An 18,425-nucleotide genomic window follows, 5' to 3' on the forward strand; every position below is an offset into this window, starting at 1 on the left:
ATGAGAATAACTCTCAATTGCGTCGCTGCCCGCGATGCCCCTTCACACCATGTCCCATCCGGAAGTCCGGCAGCTGTACGTCGACCACCAGGGCTGGCTGCGCAGCTGGTTGCTGGGCCGCCTGCGCTGCGGCTTCACCGCGGCCGATCTCACGCACGACACCTTCCTCAACCTCATCGAGCTGCCCCAGCAGCCGGTGCTGCGCCAGCCGCGCGCGTTCCTGCAGGTGGTGGCGAGTCGTTTGATGATCAACCGCTTTCGCCGCATGCAGGTCGAGGCCGAGGTGCTGCGCACCGTGGCGCTGATGGCCGAGGACGCCTGCGCGCCGAGCGCCGAGGACAAGGCCTGCGCGCGCGAGCTGCTGGGCCAGGTGCTCGCGCTGCTGGCGACCGAGCTCGACGTGAAGAGCCGCACTGCCTTCCTGATGGCGCGCGTCGAAGGGCGCTCGTACCGCGAGATCGCGGCCGAACTGGGCGTGTCGGAGACGCGCGTGAAGCAGTACCTCGCGAAGGTGCTGGCGCATTGCCACGGCCGCATGGCCGCGGCCGTGCCCGAAGCGGAAAGCGCCGACGCCCCGGCCCATGTCTGACGCGGCCGCCGAGCGCCTGCGCGAGGAGGCGGCGCTGTGGGCCGTGACCCTCGCCGACGACAGCGTGGACGACGCCACGCGCGCCGCCTGCGCCGCGTGGTGCGCGCTCGACGAGCGCCATGCGCGGCTGTTGGCCGAGATGCGCCGCATGTGGGAGTCGGTCACGCCCGACACCCCCGCGCCGCAGCCCGCGCGCCGCGGCCTCTCGCGCCAGGCGCTGGGCGCGCTCGTGTTGCTGCCCTGCCTGCTCGTGGCGGGCGCCGCGATGCCATGGCAGGCCTGGCTGGCGGATGAACGCACCGGCGCCGGCGAGATCCGCCACCTCACGCTCGAAGACGGCAGCCGCGTCGCGCTGAACAGCGACTCGGCCATCGACATCGATTTCTCGGGCAGCGTGCGCCGCGTGCAGCTGCTGCGCGGCGAGGTCTTCGTCGAGGTCGCGCACGGCGACAAGCCCTTCGCCGTGGTCGACCGCGACGGCAGCGCGGAGGCGCTGGGCACGCGCTATGCCGTGCGGCGCGAGGCGGGCGACACGCTCGTCACCGTCACCGAGTCGCGCGTGCGCGTGCAGCCGCTCGAGGGCGGCGACGACCGCTGGGTCGACGTGCAGGCGGGGCAGCAGGTGCGCTTCGATCGCCGCGGCGTCACCACCGACACCGTGCCCGCCGCGCCCGGTGGCCTGGCCTGGCCGCAGGGCCGGCTGGTGTTCGACGACGCACCGGTGGCCGAGGTGCTGCGCCAGCTCGGCCGGCACCGGCCCGGTCTGCTGCTGGCCGACGACGAAGCCCTGGGCGCGCTGCGCTTCACCGGCGTGCTGCCCATCCAGCAGAGCGACGCCGCGCTCGCGCTGCTTGCCAGCGCGCTGCCGAGCTTGCGCGTGTCGACGCTGTCGCCGTGGCTGGTGCGCGTGACGACCACGGCGCCGCCGTGACCGGGCGGTCGAACTTTTTTTCCGCGCGCGCCGCTACCCGATTCCCGTGCCCGCTTGTCATAGGTGGTGAAAAGAGATTCACCACACCATGACAGGACCCGCAGACCCGACCGAGACCGCGCAGCGCTGGCATCGCCTGCGCCGCGCCTTCGCGCTGGCGAGCCTGGTGCTGCTCACCGCGCCGGCTGCCGCGCAAGCGCCCGCCGCCGATGCGGCCTTCGAGTGGCACCAGCCCGCGCAGCCGCTGAGCAGCGCATTGACCGCGCTCGCCGTGCGCACGGGGCTGCTGCTCGGCGTCGATGCCGAGGTGGTGCGCGGCAAGCGCGCGCCCGCGCTGCAGGGCCGCTACACGGCGCGCGAGGCGCTGCTGCAGCTGCTCGAAGGCAGCGGCCTCGAAGCGGTGCGCGGTGCTTCGGGCGGCTACGCGCTGCGCGTCGCGGCGCAGCGCCCGCCGGGTCCGAAACCGCAGGCCGAAGCGCCCGCTGCGGGCGGCGCGCTCAGCGAGGTCACGGTCATTGGCGGGCGCGACACCGGCACCGTCACCGAAGGCACCGGCTCCTACACCACCGACGGCGCGATCGGCACCGCGACGCGGCTCGAGCTCAGCTTGCGCGAAACGCCGCAGTCGGTCAGCGTGCTCACGCGCGACCGCATCGACGACCAGGGCCTGGGCCAGATCAGCGACGTGCTGCGCCAGGCGCCCGGCCTGAGCTTCGTGCAGAGCGGCAACGCCGGCACCGACGCCAACGCCGTCTATGCGCGCGGCTTCGAGGTCGAGAACTACCAGGTCGACGGCATCCCGCAGGCCGGCACCTGGTTGCTGCAGACGGGTGACCTGGCTTTCTACGACCGCGTCGAGGTGGTGCGCGGCGCCACCGGTCTGCTCAACGGCGTGGGCACGCCCGCGGCCACCGTCAACCTCGTGCGCAAGCGCCCCGGCAACGCGCTGCAGGCCAGCGCCTCGTTCAGCGCAGGCACCTGGAATCGGCAGCGCGCCGAGCTCGACATCGGCGGGCCCGTCACCGCCGACGGCCGCGTGCGCGCGCGCGTGGTCGCGGCTGTACAAGACGGCGATTCGTGGATCGAGCGCCACCACGAGAAGAAGCGCCTGTTCTACGGCATCGTCGAAGCCGACCTCGCGCGCAGCACGCGGCTGAGTGCCGGCTTCGAGCTGCAACGCCACGACAACGACGGCGTGGCGCGCGCCGGCTTGCCGCTGCATTTCAGCGACGGCACCGAGGCCGACTACGGCCGCTCGCGCAGCGCCGCCGCGCGCTGGGCCCACTCGTACCAGGACCAGCGCCAGTATTTCGCCGCGCTCGACCACCGCTTCGACAACGGCTGGGCCGTGCACGCGGCCTTCAACCGCTCGCGCCGCGCCTACGACGACGTCATCGGCTACGCGCTGCGCGGCTACATGGACCGCGCGACCGGTGCGGGGCTCGGCCTGTGGACGAACCGCTGGAACGCGGTGCCGGTGCAGAACGCATTCGACCTTTACGCCAGCGGCCCCTTCGAACTCTTCGGCCGGCGCCATGAGCTGGTGCTGGGCTACAACGCCTCGCGCACGCACAGCGACGCGCCGCTGTACGCGGGCTGGAACGTGGCGGGCTTCGATCCGTGGATCGCGAACTTCAACAGCTGGACCGGCGACCTGCCGGCCCAGCCGCAGCAGCCCGTGACCGGCCGCCAGGAAACCGCCACGCGCCAGTCGGGCGCCTATGCCACGGTGCGGCTGCGGCCGACCGATGCGCTCTCGGTCATCGTCGGCGCGCGCGCGAGCGACTGGAAAGACGTGACGCGCACCGTCCCCCTGCAGCGCGCCGCCACCCTCACCACGCGCAGCGAGAAGGGCGTCGTCACGCCGTACGCGGGCGTGGTGGTCGACCTCGACAAGCACTGGTCGGCCTACGCCAGCTACACCAGCATCTTCAAGCCGCAGGCCAGCAAGGACCGCAGCGGCACCTACCTCGATCCGCTCGAGGGACACGCCTACGAAGCGGGCGTGAAGGGCGCGTTCCACAACGACCGACTCAACCTCAGCGCCGCCGTGTTCCAGGTGAAGCAGGACAACCTCGCCGTGCGCCTGGACAACGAGTTTGCGCCCGACGGCTCGGCCGCCTACCGCGCCGCCAAGGGCACGACCACGCGCGGCTACGAATTCGAAGTGGCCGGCGAGCTGCTGCCCGGCTGGCAGGTCGGCGGCGGCTTTGCGCACAGCGTGGCGCGCGACGCGGCCGGCCGCCGGCTGAACACGCAGGTGCCGAAGAACCTGTTGAAGCTCTTCACCAGCTACCGCATCGCGAGCATCGGCAACGGCCTCACCGTGGGTGGCGGCCTGAACTGGCAGAGCGACACCTACAGCACGGGCCTGGGTCCCTCGGGCCATGCGCGCTTCACGCAGCGGGCCTACACCACGCTCGACCTCATGGCGCGCTACCCGATCAACAAGCACCTCGCCGTGTCGGTGGCGCTGAACAACGTCTTCGACACGCGCTACCGCACCAGCACCAGCAGCAGCTTCTACGGCGCCCCGCGCCACCTGCTCGTGACCTTGCGCGGCACCTACTGACGCACCGCGTTTTTTCTCCGCAGCCAGGTCGCTGCCGACCCCTTCGCGGGCGGGTGCGTCGCTAGCCATCTCTTGCCAACGGGCGTTGCCGACATCCAGGGTCGGGTCGCCCCCTTTCTTCATGCCATGAACCAGCATTCGTTTTCACGCGCCCGCTTCCGGCGGTCTCCCGTGGCCCTTGTCGCCCTGCTTTGCTGCGGCGTCGTCAGCGCGCAGCAGCAACAACAGCCCGCCGCCAGCGGCGCGGCGCTGTCCGAGGTCACCGTCTCGGGCGACCGCAGCGGCCGCACCGAGGGCAGCCGCTCCTACACCGCCGAGCAGGCGTCCACCGCGACGCGCATGGACCTGTCGATCCGCGAGACGCCGCAGTCGGTGACCGTGATCACGCGCGAGCGCATGGACGACCTGGGCAGCGCCCGCATCGACGACGTGCTGGGCCAGACCACCGGCATCATGGTCGGGCAGGCCGACAGCGAGCGCGTGAACTACTCGGCGCGCGGCTTCTCGATCAACAACTTCCAGATCGACGGCATGCCGCGTGGCCCGAATTCGCCGCTGTCCGACACCGTGCTGTACGACCGCATCGAGGTCATCCGCGGCGCCACCGGCCTCATGGGCGGCACGGGCGATCCGTCGGCCACCATCAACTCGGTGCGCAAGCGCCCCACGCGCGAGTTCCAGGGCAGCGCCTCGCTCAGCTACGGGCGCTGGAACCACAAGCGCGCCGAGGTCGACCTGTCGGTGCCGCTCACCGCCGACGGCCGCATCCGCGCGCGCACCGCGCTGGCCTGGCAGGACCGCGACTCGCACATGGACATGTACCACGAGCGCAAGACCGTGGGCATGGTGATCGTCGAGGCCGACCTCACGCGCTCCACCTTGCTCACCGCCGGCATCGACTTCCAGGACAACAAGCCCACGGGCGCGACCTGGGGCGCCATTCCGTACTGGAACCACGACGGTTCGCTCGCCAACCTGCCGCGCAACACCAGCCTGAGCACGCCCTGGAGCACCTGGGCCAACAAGCAGCACACGACCTTCGTCTCGCTGCAGCACCGTTTCGACAACGACTGGAAGGTGCACCTGGGCTATGCGCGCACCACCAGCGCCAACAACACCACCGTGGCCTACGGCGGCGCCGGCTATCCCAACCGCTTCACGGGCCAGGGCATGTCGCTGTGGACCGGCAACTACGGCGAAGGCAAGTACGTCAACGACAACTTCGACCTCTATGCCACCGGCCCCTTCAGCCTGTTCGGGCGGCGTCACACCTTCATCGCCGGATGGAACGGCGGCAACCAGACCTACACGTCGCCGGGTGGCCGCTCGATCGTGCCGTACCCGGCGGAGATTCCCGACTACCGCACGTGGACCGGCAACATCCCGCGCCCGATCTTCCTGGCCGACGGCTCCAAGAGCGTGGGCTTCACGCAGCTCAACGGTGGCTACGTGGCGGGCCGCTTCAGCCTCACCGACCCGCTGAGCGTGATCGTCGGCGCGCGCGTGAGCAACTACCGCAGCTACACGCACGCCTACAACACGGCGCAGCAGTACACGCGCACCACGGGCAAGTCGGAGTCGAAGGACGAGGTCACGCCGTATGTCGGTGTGGTCTACGACCTGGACAAGCGCCACTCGCTGTACGCCAGCTACACCACGCTGTTCCGTCCGCAGACCTCGAAGGACCGCAACGACCAGTACCTCACGCCCGAGACCGGCACCAGCGCCGAGCTGGGCCTGAAGGGCGAGTACTTCGGCGGTGCGCTCAATGCGTCGGCGGCCGTGTTCCAGGTCAAGAAGAAGAACCTGGCCGAGCTCGACCGCAGCGTGCCCGCGGGCTTTCGCCTGCCCGACGGCGGCCAGGCCTACGTGGCCAGCGGCGACGGCGTGACCGCGCGCGGCCTCGAGTTCGACGTGTCGGGCCAGATCACGCCCGATTGGAACGTGGCCGCCGGCTACACCTACCTGGATGCCAAGACCGCCAAGGGCGCGCGTGCCGTGCCCAACCAGCCCAAGCACCTGCTGCGCCTGTCGACCGCCTATCGCTTCGGCGGCGCCTGGCGCGGCCTGAAGGTCGGCGGCGACATGACGGCGCAAAGCGGCATCTACGGCGAGTCGTGGTATGGCCAGCCGCCGCTCTTCAGCATGAAGGACCCGCTGCCGCGCATCTCGCAGAAGGCGTACGCGGTCTTCAGCCTCATGGCCAGCTACGAGATCAACAAGAACGTCACGGCGCAGCTGAACATCCGCAACGTCTTCGACAAGAAGTACTACCGCAACGTGGGCTTCTACGACAGCGTGTTCTGGGGCGAGCCGCGCAACGTGAGCCTGACCCTGCGCGCCAAGTTCTGAACAAGCCGTCTTCCATTCCGTCTCAACCATGCCATCACTACCACCTGGAGCATCGACCATGAAGAAACCCCTGTTCTCCCTTGCCACCCTCGCGGCGGCCGCGTTCGTTTTCTCGGGCGCCGCGCACGCCCACTTCGTCTGGCTCGAACCCGCCGCAGGCGGCGAGGCCAAGGCCTACTTCGGCGAATGGGCCGACGACCTGCGCGAGACCGAGGCCGGTCACCTGAAGCTGGTCAGCGCGCCGCGCGGCATCGCCGCCGACGGCAAAGAGACGCCCGCCACGCGCCATGCCGACCACTTCGTGGTCAAGGCCGACGCCAGCGGCGACGCGCGCCTCGTGGGCGCCTACGTCAGCGACAAGGGCGTGGCGAGCCTGTACCAGGCGCGCACCGGCCGCACCGAAACCGTCGCGCGCCACACGCTCGAGCTCGTGCCGCAGGCCGCCAACAGCAACAGCTTCACGCTGCTGCTGGCGGGCAAGCCGCTGCCCAAGGCCGAGGTGGTCGTGTTCGGCCCGCCCAAGTGGGAGAAGAAGTTCACCACCGACGACGCCGGCCAGGTCACGCTGCAGACGCCCTGGCCCGGCCAGTACGTGGTCGAGGTGAACCACACCGACAAGGACGGCAAGGGCAGCTGGGACGGCAAGCCCTACACGCAGACGCGCCACGTCGCCACGTTGAGCTTCGTCGTCCGGTGAGGGCGGGGCTTCCGGCGCAGGGGTGCTGCCCATGAGCACCTTCGCGCTGGTGTGCGCCCTGTTCGCGTCGGCGCTCGGCGGCTTCGTCACGCTGAGCCTGGCGATGGACCGGCACTACGAAGACGCCCACGGGCGCGGCCGCACGCCGGGCCCGTCGCGGCCCTGGCAGCAGCTGGGCGGCGCGGCGCTGCTGCTCCTCTCGCTGGTCGCAGCACTCCGGCTGCGCGGGCTGGCCATGGGCTGGGTGCTGTGGCTGGGCGCCCTCACGGCCGCCGCGCTCGTGGTGGTCGGCCTCGTGAGCTACCGGCCCGGCTGGGCGCGGCGCGTCGGCGCCGTGGCCTCGGTGCTGGGCGTCGCCACGGCGGCGGCGTACGGGCTGCTCCTGCTTCCATAGCAGGGCGCCCGGAGGGGGCGCGCGGGCTGTCGCCTGCGCTACGCGCGGGGTCTTGGCCCGCGACTACGATGCGGCTGCGTCGCCGATGCCCGGCACATTCACCCATCAAGGAGACACCATGAGCAGCGCCCTCACCAACCACCAGGTCCGTCTTGCCAAGCGCCCCGAGGGCACGGCCACGCGCGAGCACTGGCGCTTCAGCACCGAGCCCGTGGCCCAGCCCGACGAGGGCGGCGTGCTGGTCAAGACGCTGTCGCTGTCGCTCGACCCCGCCATGCGCGGCTGGCTCAACGACGCCAAGAGCTACATCCCGCCCGTCGCCATCGACGAGGTGATGCGCGCCGGCGGCATCGGCCGCGTGGTGGCCTCGAAGAACCCGCAGTTCGCGGTGGGCGACACCGTGTACGGCACGCTCGGCGTACAGGAATACATACTGATCCCGCAGGACCAGATCAAGCGCAACGGCCTCGTGAAGGTCGACCTGCGCGTGGGCACCATCACCCAGTGGCTCAACGTGCTGGGCATGCCCGGCATGACCGGCTACTTCGGCCTGATGGACGTGGGCATGCCCCAGGCAAGCGAAACCGTCGTCGTCTCCGGCGCGGCCGGCGCCGTGGGCCAGACCGTGGGCCAGCTGGCCAAGATCAAGGGCTGCCGCGTGGTCGGCATCGCCGGCGGCGCCGCCAAGTGCGACTGGGTGGTGAAAGAGCTGGGCTTCGACGCCTGCATCGACTACAAGGCCGGCGCGGGCGCGGTGCGCGAAGGCCTCAAGACCCACTGCCCGAAGGGCGTGGACATCTACTTCGACAACGTCGGCGGCGACATCCTCGACGCCGTGCTGGCACGCCTGGCGCGCAAGGCCCGCGTGATCATCTGCGGCGCCATCAGCCAGTACAACAACGCCAACAGCATGCCGGCCGCCGGCCCGAAGAACTACCTGAGCCTGCTCGTGAACCGCGCGCGCATGGAAGGCATCGTGGTGTTCGACTACGCCGACCGTTACCCGATCGCGATCGCCGAGATGGCCGGCTACCTGAAGGACGGCCGCATGAAGAGCAAGGAAGACGTCGTGAAGGGCCTCGACACCTTCCCCGAGTCGCTGAACAAGCTGTTCGCGGGGGAGAACTTCGGCAAGCTGGTGCTGCAGGTCGCCGAGGAATAACCAAAGGGGCGCCGCGGCGCCCCGAACCTCAATCGTCGGTGGGCCGCATCGGAATGTCGCCCATCGCATCGTCCTCCCGCAGGCCGCGCGCGGCCTTCAGCAGTTCGATCGAGAGGCCGTCGCCGTGGCCTGCGAAGCCCTGGGCGATGCCTTCGAGCACGGTCGACAGGTTGGTGTCGCCGTCGGTGCGGGCGTCCATGCTGATGTTCAGGACCCGCGCCGCCATCTGCCGGTAGGTGACGGCGCCCGCGCCCTCCAGCGCGGCCACCAGGTCGAGGTACAGCGCCAGGTTCATGTCGAACACCAGCTTGGGCGTGATCTCGAAATCCTCGGTCTTGTTGTTCTTCTGATCCATGGGGGTGACTCCTTTTTCCTGAGCCTCCACTCTAGCCACAAAAAACGACAAGCTCTGTCGGGCATCGCCCTGATTTGTCTCATTTCGCACGCGTGCCCATCACCGCGGCCGAGATGATCAGCGCCGCCGCCAGCGCGATGCTGGCCGTGAGCGCCCGGCCGGTCACGGCCAGCAGCAGTGCCGTGGAGGCCAGCGGCGTGAGGTAGCTCAGGATGCCGATCTGCCGCGCGTCGCCGCGCTTGAGCGCCATGTCCCACACGAAGAAGGCCGCACCCAAGGGGCCCAGGCCGCACAGCGCGACCAGCAGCCCGTCCTTGGCCGACAGCGCCACCGCCGGCTCCAGCAGCGCATGGCAGGCCAGCGAGAGCGCGCCCGACACCAGCCCGAAGAGACCAATGGCCGAGGTCGGGAAGGGCGTGACGCGCTGGGTCCACAGCGAGTAGCTGGCCCAGATGAAGGCCGAGCCGGCCGCCGGCAGGAAGCCCCAGTAGGTGGCGGGCGCGCCGGGAAGCGCCGCGCTGCCGCCGCGCGCACCGAGGATCGCGATGGCCGCGCCTGCGAAGCCCAGCAGCGCCGCCACCACGTGCAGCGGGCGCAGCGACACGCCCGGCAGCAAAACCGGCGCCAGCACCACCATCAGCAGCGGCCAGAGGTAGTTCACGAGGTTGGCCTCGACCGGCGGCGCATGCCGCAGCGCGATGAACAGCAGAAAGTGAAAGCCGAAGAGCCCGTACACCCCGAGCGCCAGCGTGCGCGGTGGCACGCGCCAGGCGCGGCGGTCGCGCAGCACCAGCGGCCAGCTCGGCACGCTGCCGACGATCAGCGCCAGCCCGGTCAGGAGGAAGGGCGGCAGGTGCGACAGCGCGGTGCCGAAGGTGGCGAGCGTGGCCCACAGCGCGATGGCGAGCAGGGCGTAGAAGGTGGCGGGCATGGACGCCGAGGCTACGCGCCGCGTTCGTCGCGGCCCGACGGTGCGTCGTCGCGCAACGACGGAGTCAGCGGCGCAGCGCGGCCGTGAGCGCCGATGGCGACCGGTAGCCCGTGCGGCGCGCCGTCTCGGCCACGCTCAGGCCTTCGAGCCGCAGTTCGCGCGCATGGGCCAGCCGCAGCGTGCGGAGCCACAGCATCGCGCTCTGGCCCTGTTCCTCGCGGCAGCGCTGCGCGAACTGGCTGGGGCTCAGGCAGGCGACCTCGGCCAGGTCGGCCACGCCCAGCGGCCGGTGCCAGTTCGCCTGCGCCCAGGCCGCGAGGGTCGGCCAGTCGATGCGGCGGCGGCGCGTGTCGGCGACCGAGGGCGCGGCGCCCCAGGCCTCGAGCAGCAGCGCCGGGCCCTGCTGCAGGGCGAGCGCCGCGTGCTGCGGCTGCTGCAGGCAGTGCGCGAGGTAGCGGGCCAGCGCATGCAGCCGGGGTGCGTCAGACGGCGGCTGTTCGACGCAGCGCGCCCACGGGGCGTGCGGGGTGTCGAGCACGAGGCAGACGCTGCCGCCGCGCCGGGCCTCGAAGTCGTGCCGGTCGCCGGGCGCGACCACCTGGGCCTGGCCCGTGCCGATGCCCGAGCCGCGGCCTTCGACTTCGATCTCGAGCACGCCGTCGAGCCCGAGCAGCACCTGGAAGTGGTCGTGCGCGTGGCTGCCGCGAGACTGTGTGTAGTCGCGCAGCGAGAGGACGGGGGCGGGCGTGTGCATGGCGGGAGCGATTGTCCGCGCCGCCCCGCCGCCTGTCATCACCCCAGCCGCAGCAGCAGCGCCGAGGCCGCGCACACCAGCAGGAAGGGAATGCTGATGCGGTGGAACTCGCGCAGTCCGTGCGGCAGCTTGGCCAGCCGCAGCGCGATGAGGTTGGCCAGCGAGCCCAGCACGCAGCCGAAGCCGCCCACGCTCACGCCGGCCGCCAGCGCGGGCAGGTCGTGCACGTAGCGGTCGAGCAGGATCGCCGCCGGCACGTTGCTGATGACCTGCGAGGCCGCAATGGCCGCGAGGTAGGCGCGCCAGCCTTCGCCGATGGGCCAGTGGCCCAGCAGCGCCGCGATGGCGGGCAGCTCGGCGGCCTGGCGCAGGTCGACGAACATCAGGGCGATGATCGCCAGCAAGGCCCAGTCGATGCCGCGCAGCACGCGCGGGTAGGTGAGCAGCAGCACGCCGAACACCGCGCCCAGGCCGGGCAGCAGCCAGTGGCGGTCGAGCGCGACCACGAAGCCGACGAACAGCACGCCGGCCAGCGCCAGCAGGCGCGGCTGCACGGGCGCGGCCTCGGTCTCCTCGCGCAGCGCGATGGGCGTGCGCGGCACCAGCCACCACACGGCCACGAAGAGCCAGAACAGCATGATCGCCACGGTCGGGCCCATCATGGCCATGAAGCCGAAGAAGCTCTCGCCCGAGCGGTGCCACAGGTACAGGTTCTGCGGGTTGCCGATGGGCGTGAGCGCCGAGCCCGCGTTCACGGCCAGCGCCTGCAGCACCACCAGCCGCGCCAGCGGCAGGTGCGCCTGCACGGCCAGCACGCGCGTGAGCGGCACCAGCAGGAACAGGCTCACGTCGTTGGTCACCAGCGCCGACAGCAGCGCGGCCGTGGCCGTGAGCGCCATCGCCAGGCCGCGCTGGCTGTGCGTGTGGGCCAGCAGGCGCCGCGCGGCGGCCTGCAGCATGCCGCTCTTCTCCACGCCCTGCGTGATGGCGAGCAGGCCCGCGAGCGCGCCCACCGTTTGCCAGTCGACCAGCCGCAGCCAGTCCATCGGCGCGCGCGGGCGCACGAAGGCGAACACGACCGCGACGGCCACGAGCACCCACAGCAGGCCGTTGCCGCCGCCGTGTTCGGGCGGGGCGGTGTTGGTGCTTGCGGCGGTCACTCAGGCACTCAGGTCGCGCAGTTCGCGCTTGAGCACCTTGCCGATCGCGCTGCGTGGCAGCTCGTCGATGAAGCGCAGGCGCGCCAGCCGCTGGGTCTTGCCGACCTGGGCGTTGGCCCACTGCAGCAGCGCCTCTTCGGTGGTGGTGTCGCCTTCCCGGCGCACCACGAAGGCCACGGGCGTCTCGCCCCACTGCTCGGACGGCACGCCGACCACCGCCACGTCGGCCACCGCCGCATGGCCGCGCAGCACGCTTTCGAGGTCGCTGGGGTAGATGTTGAAGCCGCCGCTGATGATCATGTCCTTCTTGCGGTCGAACAGCGTGAGGAAGCCGTCGGCGTCGAAGCGGCCCACGTCGCCGGTGCGGATGAAGCGCTTGCCGGTGGCGTCGAACCACTCGGCCTCGCGCGTCTTCGCGGGCTGGCGGTGGTAGCCGGTCATCATGCCGGCCGAATGGCCCACCACCTCGCCGGCCACCTCGGTGTCGCCGCGCGGCAGCTCGTTGCCTTCCTCGTCGATCAGGCGGATGTCGCTGCCCGGCGCGGGCTGGCCCACGGTGTGCAGCTTGGTCGGGTTCAGGTGCGCTTCCAGGATGCAGGTGCCGCCGCCTTCGGTCATGCCGTAGAACTCGACCAGCCCGCCCGGCCAGCGCTTGAGCACGTCGGCCTTGAGCGCCGCGTTGAAGGGCGCGCTGGTGCTGAACTTGTGGCGGAAGGTCGAGAGGTCGTGCGCGTCGAAGCGCGGGTGTGCCATCAGGCGCTGGTACTGCACCGGCACGAGCATGGTGTGCGTCACGCGGTGTTTTTCGGCCAGCTGCAGGTAGCCCAGCGCGTCGAACTTGGGCATGAGCACCACGCAGCCGCCGAAGGCGAGGGTGGGGAAGAACACGACCAGCGTGGTGTTGGAGTACAGCGGCGTCGACAGCAGCGTGACCGTCTCGGGCCCGTACTCGTACTTGGCGCCGCGCTGGATGTGCGACCAGCGCATGCCGTGGCCCTGCACGATGCCCTTGGGCTCGCCGGTGGTGCCCGACGAATAGATGATGTTGAAGGCCCAGCCGGGCTGCACCTCGACGGGCTCCGGCTTCGCGCCGGGCGCCGCGAGCCAGTCGTCGAGGGCGCGGCCGACGTCGGAGCCGTCGAGCGCGATGTGCGGCAGGCCGGTGGCCTGCGCGGCGCCGACCACCTCGACGGCCGAGGCGTCGGTGAACAGCAGGCGCGCGTCGGCGTCGGTGATCATGCGCGCCAGGCTGGCGGGCGCCGAGCCGGGGGCCAGCGGGGCCACCGCCACGCCCGCGCGCAGTGCGCCCAGGAACACGGCGGCGTAGGGCACCGACGAGGCGGCGCAGACCGCGATGGCGTCGCCGGCGCGCAGGCCGTCGCGCTGCAGGGCGGCGGCGATGCGGTCCATGAGCGCGTCGAGCGCGCGGTAGTCCAGCGTCTGCTGGGCATCGGCCAGCGCGGGGCGCTCGGGGGTGTGCTGGGCGTGGAGGCGGACCAGGTCGGCAAGGGTGCCGAAGTCGCGCGCGGCGGCGTCCTGGAGGGCGGGGTGCAAGTTCAAGGTCGATCCTTCGTCTGGGGCCAGACGGCAGGATAGCGAAGAAGCCCGCCGCGGGGTGTGCCGCCCGCGACGAAACCCGATCAGCCGGCCGTGTCGTCGCCCCGCTGCGCCACCTCGAACAGCGCGCGGATCAGCGGCCGGTCCTTGCGCACCGCCAGGCAGCACAGCGAGTAGCTGATCGAGAGCTCGTCGTCGTCGATCTCCACCATCTTCAGGCCGGGCAGCGGAATGCACTCGATCTGCGTCACGAAGCCCACGCCCATGCCGTTGGCCACGGCGTGCAGGATGGCCTCGCGGCTGTTGATCTCCATCACGCAATTCATCTGCACGCCCTGCTGCGCGCAGGCGCGCTCCACGCGGTGGCGCGTCTTGGAGCCGGGCTCGCGCAGGATCACCGGCTCGCCCGCGATGTCGCGCGTGGCGATGGTGCGTTTCTTCGCCCACGGGTGCTTCGCGGGCACCACGGCCACGATGCGCTCCACGCGGTACGGCACCTGGTGCAGGCCCTCGATCTCGGGCGGCTCCACGAGGATGCCCACGTCGATGTCGAAGTCCTGCAGCCCGCCGAGCGTGGAGGCCTCGGAGCCGATCGACACCGTCAGGTCGAGCCCGGCGTGGCTGCGCTTGAAGCTGCGCGCCAGCTCCAGCGCGATGGGTGGCGACACCGCGCCCACGCGCACCAGCCCCGTGCGCAGCTTGTGGGCGCGCTGCAGGAACTGCATCGCCTCTTCCTCCTGCCCGAACAGGCCCTGCGTGATCGCATACAGCTGCTCACCCGCGGCCGTGAGCCGCACGGCGCGCCCGCTGCGCAGGAACAGCTCGACGTTGAAGCGCTCTTCCAGCGCCTTGACCTGGTCGGTCACGGTGGGCTGGCCGATGTGCAGGTAGCGCGCGGCCGTGGTGAAGCCGCCGGTCTTGGCGACGGCGTGGAAGCAGCGGATCCACTTGTAGTACTGGTGAAACATGGGGCGATCGTGAGGGGCGTGCGCCGAGCCTCCCTCAGATGCGGCGCTGGCGCCTATGCAGGCTTTCCCGAAGGCATCCATCGGTTTTGGACGGGTTGCACGCGCGAAATGCGATTGGACGCCCCGGTGCGCCGCTTCGACACTGCGGCCCAGACAGAAACCGGAGACAAAAACATGCCCCACGCCTACCGCAACCCCGTGTCCATTCATTCCGGGCGAGGCAGCCTCGCACGGCTGCCCTCGCTCTTGGCGGGGCGCCGCGTCGCGCTCGTTACCTTCCCCGAGGCCCGCGGCCTCGGCCTGGTCGATCGCCTGCAGGCGCTGCTGGGCGACGCGCTCGTCACCGTGATCGACGACGTGCGTCCCAACCCCGACGTCGCCCACCTGCGCGACCTGTACAACACCTTCTGGCAATCGGACGCGCCCTGCGACGCCATCGTGGCGGTGGGCGGCGGCAGCGCCATCGACACGGCCAAGGCGCTGATGGTGGGCACGGCCAACGGCCAGTTCGACGAGCTCGTCGCGCTGCTGGCCACCGGCAAGCCCTTCGTGCCCGCCAGCGTCAAGCCGCTGATCGCCGTGCCGACCACCGCCGGCACCGGCAGCGAAGTAACGCCCTGGGCCACCATCTGGGACGCCGGCAACCAGAAGAAATACTCGCTGCACCTGGACGCCACCTGGCCCGAGGCCGCCATCGTCGACCCCGAGCTCATGCTCTCGGTGCCAGCGGGCACCACGGTGTCGACGGGGCTCGATGCGCTCTCGCATGCGCTGGAAGCGATCTGGAACGTCAACGCCAACCCGGTCTCCGACACCTTCGCCGTCTCGGCCGTGCGCGACATCTTCGACTGCCTGCCGGCGCTGCTGAAAGACCTGGGCAACCTCGACCTGCGCGAGCGCATGGCGCTGGCCGCGCTGAAGGCCGGCATGGCGTTTTCCAACACCAAGACGGCGCTGGCGCATTCCATCTCCTACGAGATGACGCTGCGCCACGGCCTGGCCCACGGCATCGCGTGCTCGTTCACGCTGCCCCTGGTGCTGGAGAAAGCCTGGGCCCGCTCGCCCGACCGCGACCGGACACTGCAGCTGCTGTTCGGCACCGACCTGGCGACCGCCACGCAGCGACTGCGGGCTTTCCTGCAGGGGCTTGGCGTGAAGACCGAGTTTGCCGACTATGGCGTGGCGGACAGCGAAGCGGCGGCCATGATCGCGCGCGCCATGGACGGGGCGCGCGGCAAGAACTTCATCGGCGCGGCGGCGTTGGCCTGACAGGCAGGGACTGCGCAGCGAGAAAAGACAGAGACAGCCAGACACGACAGACAGCATGCCGGCCATCGAGCCGGCCCCACGGGCCCCACGCCCGTCAAGACAAGGAGACATACCATGCAAGCGGCCAATCCCATCCTGCAGGCGGGCACCTACGCACGCCCCCTCGACAACTCGTTCCGCAAGGCGCAGTGGCGGATGCTGCTGGCGGCCATGTTCTGCTACTTCTTCTTCTACACGGGGCGCCAGACCTTCGGCTTCGCCATCCCGGGCATCCAGAAGGAGTTCGGCCTCTCCAAGGAGATGCTGGGCTGGGCCTCGACCTCGCTGCTGTGGTGCTATGCCGTCGGGCAGGCCATCAACGGCAACCTGGGCGACAAGTTCGGCGGGCGCCGCGTGATGACGGCCGGCGCCATCCTTTCGTGCGCCGCCAACTGGGTCGTGAGCTTCGCGGTCGGCTTCAAGAGCCTGGCCATTCCGTGGGGCATCAACGGCTACTTCCAGGCCCTGGGCTGGGCGCCGGGCAGCCGGCTGCTGTCGAACTGGTGGGGCGCGGGCGAACGCGGCAAGGTCTACGGCTTCTACGTGTTCGCCGCCGGCTGCGCCTCGGTGCTGTCGTTCGTGACCTCGATCATCGTCGTCAACGTGCTGCACCTGGACTGGCGCTGGATCTTCCGGCTCCCCGTGCTGCTGATGCTGGTGGGCGGCATCGCCTTCTACCTGATCGCCCGCGAACGGCCGGAAGACCTGGGCTTCAAGTCGCCCGACACCGGCGTGGCCAACAACAACCCGGAGGAGGCCGACAAGGCCGGCGTGGCCGACGGCGAGCCGCAGGAAAGCTCCTGGTTGCGCTACAAGGCCGTGCTCAGCAACCCCAAGCTGATGATCGCCGCGCTGGCCATCGGCTTCCAGAACGCCGCGCGCTACGGCCTCATTGTCTGGGTGCCGGTGCACTTCCTGGGCAAGGACTGGGCCAAGGCCGCCGACGGCATGATCGACCCGGCCTGGATCTCGGTGGCGCTGCCCGTGGGCATGGCCTTCGGTGCGCTCACCAACGGCTGGATCTCCGACAAGGTGTTCGGCTCCAAGCGCTACAAGGCCATCGTGCTGTACATGCTGCTGGGCGCCATCGCCTCGATGGGCATGTACCTGCTGCCCACCAGCATCCTCGGCCTGGGGCTGCTGTTCCTGGCGGGCTTCTTCGTCTACGGCCCGGCCTCTTCGTTCTGGGCCCTGTGCCCCGACCTCGTGGGCGCCAAGCGCGCCGGCACCGCCACCGGTGTCATGAACTTCTTCTCGTACCTGCTGGCCGGCCTGGGCGAACCGCTGATCGGCCGGATGCTGGACCACTCGGGCAGCACCTCGGTGGTGTTCCCCATCGTCGCGGCCAGCTGCCTCATCAGTGCCTTCATCGCGCTGTTCATCCGCCGCTGAAGCCCGCGCACCGACACACCCAACTTGCCAAGGAGCATCTCTTCATGAAATCCGATCGACTCGAAGTGAACGGCCGCAGCTACCGCTGGATGGTCCGCCCGGTCGTCGTCGTCTGTGTCGACGGCTGCGAGCCTGCGTACCTCGATGCGGCCATCGACGCTGGCGTGGCACCGTACCTCGAGGCCATGCGCAAGGGCGGCGCCGACCTGCTGGCCGACTGCGTCGTGCCCTCGTTCACCAACCCCAACAACCTGTCGATCGTGACCGGCGCGCCGCCCGCGGTGCACGGCATCTGCGGCAACTACTTTTTCGACCGCGAGCTGGGCCAGGAAGTGATGATGAACGACCCCAAGTACCTGCGCGCCGGCACCGTGCTGGCTGCGTTTGCAGATGCGGGCGCCAAGCTGGCGGTGGTCACGGCCAAGGACAAGCTGCGCAAGCTGCTGGGCCACAAGATGAAGGGCATCTGCTTCTCGTCCGAGAAGTCGGACCAGGTGACGATGGAAGAGAACGGCATCGACAACGTGCTCGATATGGTCGGCATGCCCGTGCCCTCGGTGTACAGCGCGGAGCTGTCGGAGTTCGTGTTCGCGGCTGGCGTGAAGCTCATGGAATCGCGCCGCCCTGACCTGATGTACCTGTCGACCACCGACTACGTGCAGCACAAGGCCGCGCCGGGCAGCCCCGCAGCGAATGCCTTCTACCAGATGATGGACGGCTACCTCGCGCAGCTCGACGCGCTGGGCGCCACCATCGTGCTCACGGCCGACCACGGCATGAACGACAAGCACGGCGCCGACGGCTCGCCCAACGTGATCTACCTGCAGGACGTGCTCGACGGCTGGTACGGCCCGGACCGCGCGCGCGTGATCCTGCCGATCACCGATCCGTACGTGGTGCACCACGGCGCGCTCGGCTCGTTCGCCACCGTGTATGTGCCCAACGAGGACGAGGTGCCCGGCTGGATCGACCGCATCCAGCGCATCCCCGGCATGCAGCTCGTGCTCTCGCGCAAGGAGGCCGCACAGCGCTTCGAGCTGCCGCCGGACCGCATCGGCGACATCGTGGTCGTCAGCGAGCAAAGCACCGTCATCGGCACCTCGGCCACGCGCCACGACCTCACGGCGCTCGAAGTGCCGCTGCGCTCGCACGGCGGCGTGTCGGAGCAGAAGGTGCCGCTGATCTGCAACCGCCCCGTCGCGGGCGTGGCGAGCACGCGCCGGCTGCGCAACTTCGACGCGCTCGACCTCGCACTGAACCACGCCCAAGGCCCCGTGGCCGCTTGAACCCCATTTGACGGAGC

At 70.4% G+C, this 18,425-nt stretch carries 16 protein-coding genes; 10 read left to right on the top strand and 6 right to left on the bottom strand.

The window, feature by feature from the left end:
* Window positions 1-49 precede the first annotated feature (49 nt).
* The 7 genes from AC1RGU_RS28425 (at window position 50) to AC1RGU_RS28455 (ending at window position 8,697) form a co-directional block, all read left to right on the top strand.
* A complete protein-coding gene (locus tag AC1RGU_RS28425; RefSeq protein WP_492699665.1) occupies window positions 50-589 on the top strand; it encodes a sigma-70 family RNA polymerase sigma factor in 540 nt (179 codons plus the stop codon).
* Window positions 582-1,520: a FecR family protein gene (locus tag AC1RGU_RS28430; RefSeq protein WP_492699663.1), complete on the top strand. Its 939-nt coding sequence runs from the start codon at window positions 582-584 to the stop codon at window positions 1,518-1,520. The genes AC1RGU_RS28425 and AC1RGU_RS28430 overlap by 8 nt, the downstream gene beginning before the upstream one ends.
* Before the next feature lie 88 nt (window positions 1,521-1,608).
* Window positions 1,609-4,092 carry a TonB-dependent siderophore receptor gene (locus tag AC1RGU_RS28435; protein WP_492699661.1) on the top strand — a complete coding sequence of 828 codons (2,484 nt, stop codon included), beginning with the start codon at window positions 1,609-1,611 and terminating at the stop codon, window positions 4,090-4,092.
* Between the two features lie 171 nt (window positions 4,093-4,263).
* Window positions 4,264-6,444, top strand: a complete 2,181-nt coding sequence (locus AC1RGU_RS28440; RefSeq protein ID WP_492699659.1) for a TonB-dependent siderophore receptor — start codon at window positions 4,264-4,266, stop codon at window positions 6,442-6,444.
* 58 nt (window positions 6,445-6,502) lie between these two features.
* The gene (locus AC1RGU_RS28445) at window positions 6,503-7,141 is read left to right on the top strand and encodes a DUF4198 domain-containing protein (RefSeq protein WP_083259249.1); all 639 of its coding nucleotides are present in this window, start codon (window positions 6,503-6,505) and stop codon (window positions 7,139-7,141) included.
* Window positions 7,142-7,172: 31 nt separating this feature from the next.
* Window positions 7,173-7,535 carry a DUF3325 domain-containing protein gene (locus tag AC1RGU_RS28450; protein ID WP_492683073.1) on the top strand — a complete coding sequence of 121 codons (363 nt, stop codon included), beginning with the start codon at window positions 7,173-7,175 and terminating at the stop codon, window positions 7,533-7,535.
* A 118-nt stretch (window positions 7,536-7,653) separates the two neighbouring features.
* On the top strand, window positions 7,654-8,697 hold the full coding sequence (locus AC1RGU_RS28455; protein WP_492699657.1) for an NADP-dependent oxidoreductase: 1,044 nt from the start codon (window positions 7,654-7,656) through the stop codon (window positions 8,695-8,697).
* 28 nt (window positions 8,698-8,725) lie between these two features.
* On the opposite strand, the gene AC1RGU_RS28460 is transcribed toward AC1RGU_RS28455, so the two are convergent.
* From AC1RGU_RS28460 to AC1RGU_RS28485, 6 genes are all read right to left on the bottom strand, one after another.
* On the bottom strand, window positions 8,726-9,052 hold the full coding sequence (locus AC1RGU_RS28460) for a hypothetical protein (protein WP_062482731.1): 327 nt from the start codon (window positions 9,050-9,052) through the stop codon (window positions 8,726-8,728).
* A 79-nt stretch (window positions 9,053-9,131) separates the two neighbouring features.
* Window positions 9,132-9,983, bottom strand: coding sequence for a DMT family transporter (locus AC1RGU_RS28465; RefSeq protein WP_492699655.1), 852 nt, complete (start codon window positions 9,981-9,983; stop codon window positions 9,132-9,134).
* A 64-nt stretch (window positions 9,984-10,047) separates the two neighbouring features.
* Window positions 10,048-10,737, bottom strand: a complete 690-nt coding sequence (locus AC1RGU_RS28470; RefSeq protein ID WP_492699653.1) for a helix-turn-helix domain-containing protein — start codon at window positions 10,735-10,737, stop codon at window positions 10,048-10,050.
* Window positions 10,738-10,775: 38 nt separating this feature from the next.
* Entirely contained in the window at window positions 10,776-11,897 is a 1,122-nt protein-coding gene (locus AC1RGU_RS28475) for an SLC13 family permease (RefSeq protein WP_492699651.1), read from the bottom strand.
* Window positions 11,898-13,451: a class I adenylate-forming enzyme family protein gene (locus AC1RGU_RS28480; protein WP_492699696.1), complete on the bottom strand. Its 1,554-nt coding sequence runs from the start codon at window positions 13,449-13,451 to the stop codon at window positions 11,898-11,900.
* A gap of 86 nt (window positions 13,452-13,537) precedes the next feature.
* Window positions 13,538-14,422 (bottom strand): LysR substrate-binding domain-containing protein, encoded by an 885-nt coding sequence (locus tag AC1RGU_RS28485; protein ID WP_492699649.1) that lies wholly within the window; start codon window positions 14,420-14,422, stop codon window positions 13,538-13,540.
* 174 nt (window positions 14,423-14,596) lie between these two features.
* On the opposite strand from AC1RGU_RS28485, the gene psrA reads away from it, so the two are divergent.
* The 3 genes from psrA (at window position 14,597) to phnA (ending at window position 18,408) form a co-directional block, all read left to right on the top strand.
* Window positions 14,597-15,691, top strand: coding sequence for an iron-containing alcohol dehydrogenase PsrA (gene psrA, locus AC1RGU_RS28490; protein WP_307638487.1), 1,095 nt, complete (start codon window positions 14,597-14,599; stop codon window positions 15,689-15,691).
* 114 nt (window positions 15,692-15,805) lie between these two features.
* Window positions 15,806-17,122, top strand: a complete 1,317-nt coding sequence (locus AC1RGU_RS28495; protein ID WP_492699646.1) for an MFS transporter — start codon at window positions 15,806-15,808, stop codon at window positions 17,120-17,122.
* 44 nt (window positions 17,123-17,166) lie between these two features.
* On the top strand, window positions 17,167-18,408 hold the full coding sequence (gene phnA, locus AC1RGU_RS28500; protein WP_492699644.1) for a phosphonoacetate hydrolase: 1,242 nt from the start codon (window positions 17,167-17,169) through the stop codon (window positions 18,406-18,408).
* Window positions 18,409-18,425 lie beyond the last annotated feature (17 nt).

Source organism: Variovorax sp. GW823-FHT02B07 (assembly GCF_058797695.1).

Coding starts and splice junctions, on each gene's coding strand:
- AC1RGU_RS28425 (WP_492699665.1), top strand. CDS start 50: ATGTCCCATCCGGAAGTCCGGCAGCTGTACGTCGACCACCAGGGCTGG.
- AC1RGU_RS28430 (WP_492699663.1), top strand. CDS start 582: ATGTCTGACGCGGCCGCCGAGCGCCTGCGCGAGGAGGCGGCGCTGTGG.
- AC1RGU_RS28435 (WP_492699661.1), top strand. CDS start 1,609: ATGACAGGACCCGCAGACCCGACCGAGACCGCGCAGCGCTGGCATCGC.
- AC1RGU_RS28445 (WP_083259249.1), top strand. CDS start 6,503: ATGAAGAAACCCCTGTTCTCCCTTGCCACCCTCGCGGCGGCCGCGTTC.
- AC1RGU_RS28450 (WP_492683073.1), top strand. CDS start 7,173: ATGAGCACCTTCGCGCTGGTGTGCGCCCTGTTCGCGTCGGCGCTCGGC.
- AC1RGU_RS28455 (WP_492699657.1), top strand. CDS start 7,654: ATGAGCAGCGCCCTCACCAACCACCAGGTCCGTCTTGCCAAGCGCCCC.
- AC1RGU_RS28460 (WP_062482731.1), bottom strand. CDS start 9,052: ATGGATCAGAAGAACAACAAGACCGAGGATTTCGAGATCACGCCCAAG.
- AC1RGU_RS28465 (WP_492699655.1), bottom strand. CDS start 9,983: ATGCCCGCCACCTTCTACGCCCTGCTCGCCATCGCGCTGTGGGCCACG.
- AC1RGU_RS28470 (WP_492699653.1), bottom strand. CDS start 10,737: ATGCACACGCCCGCCCCCGTCCTCTCGCTGCGCGACTACACACAGTCT.
- AC1RGU_RS28485 (WP_492699649.1), bottom strand. CDS start 14,422: ATGTTTCACCAGTACTACAAGTGGATCCGCTGCTTCCACGCCGTCGCC.
- psrA (WP_307638487.1), top strand. CDS start 14,597: ATGCCCCACGCCTACCGCAACCCCGTGTCCATTCATTCCGGGCGAGGC.
- AC1RGU_RS28495 (WP_492699646.1), top strand. CDS start 15,806: ATGCAAGCGGCCAATCCCATCCTGCAGGCGGGCACCTACGCACGCCCC.
- phnA (WP_492699644.1), top strand. CDS start 17,167: ATGAAATCCGATCGACTCGAAGTGAACGGCCGCAGCTACCGCTGGATG.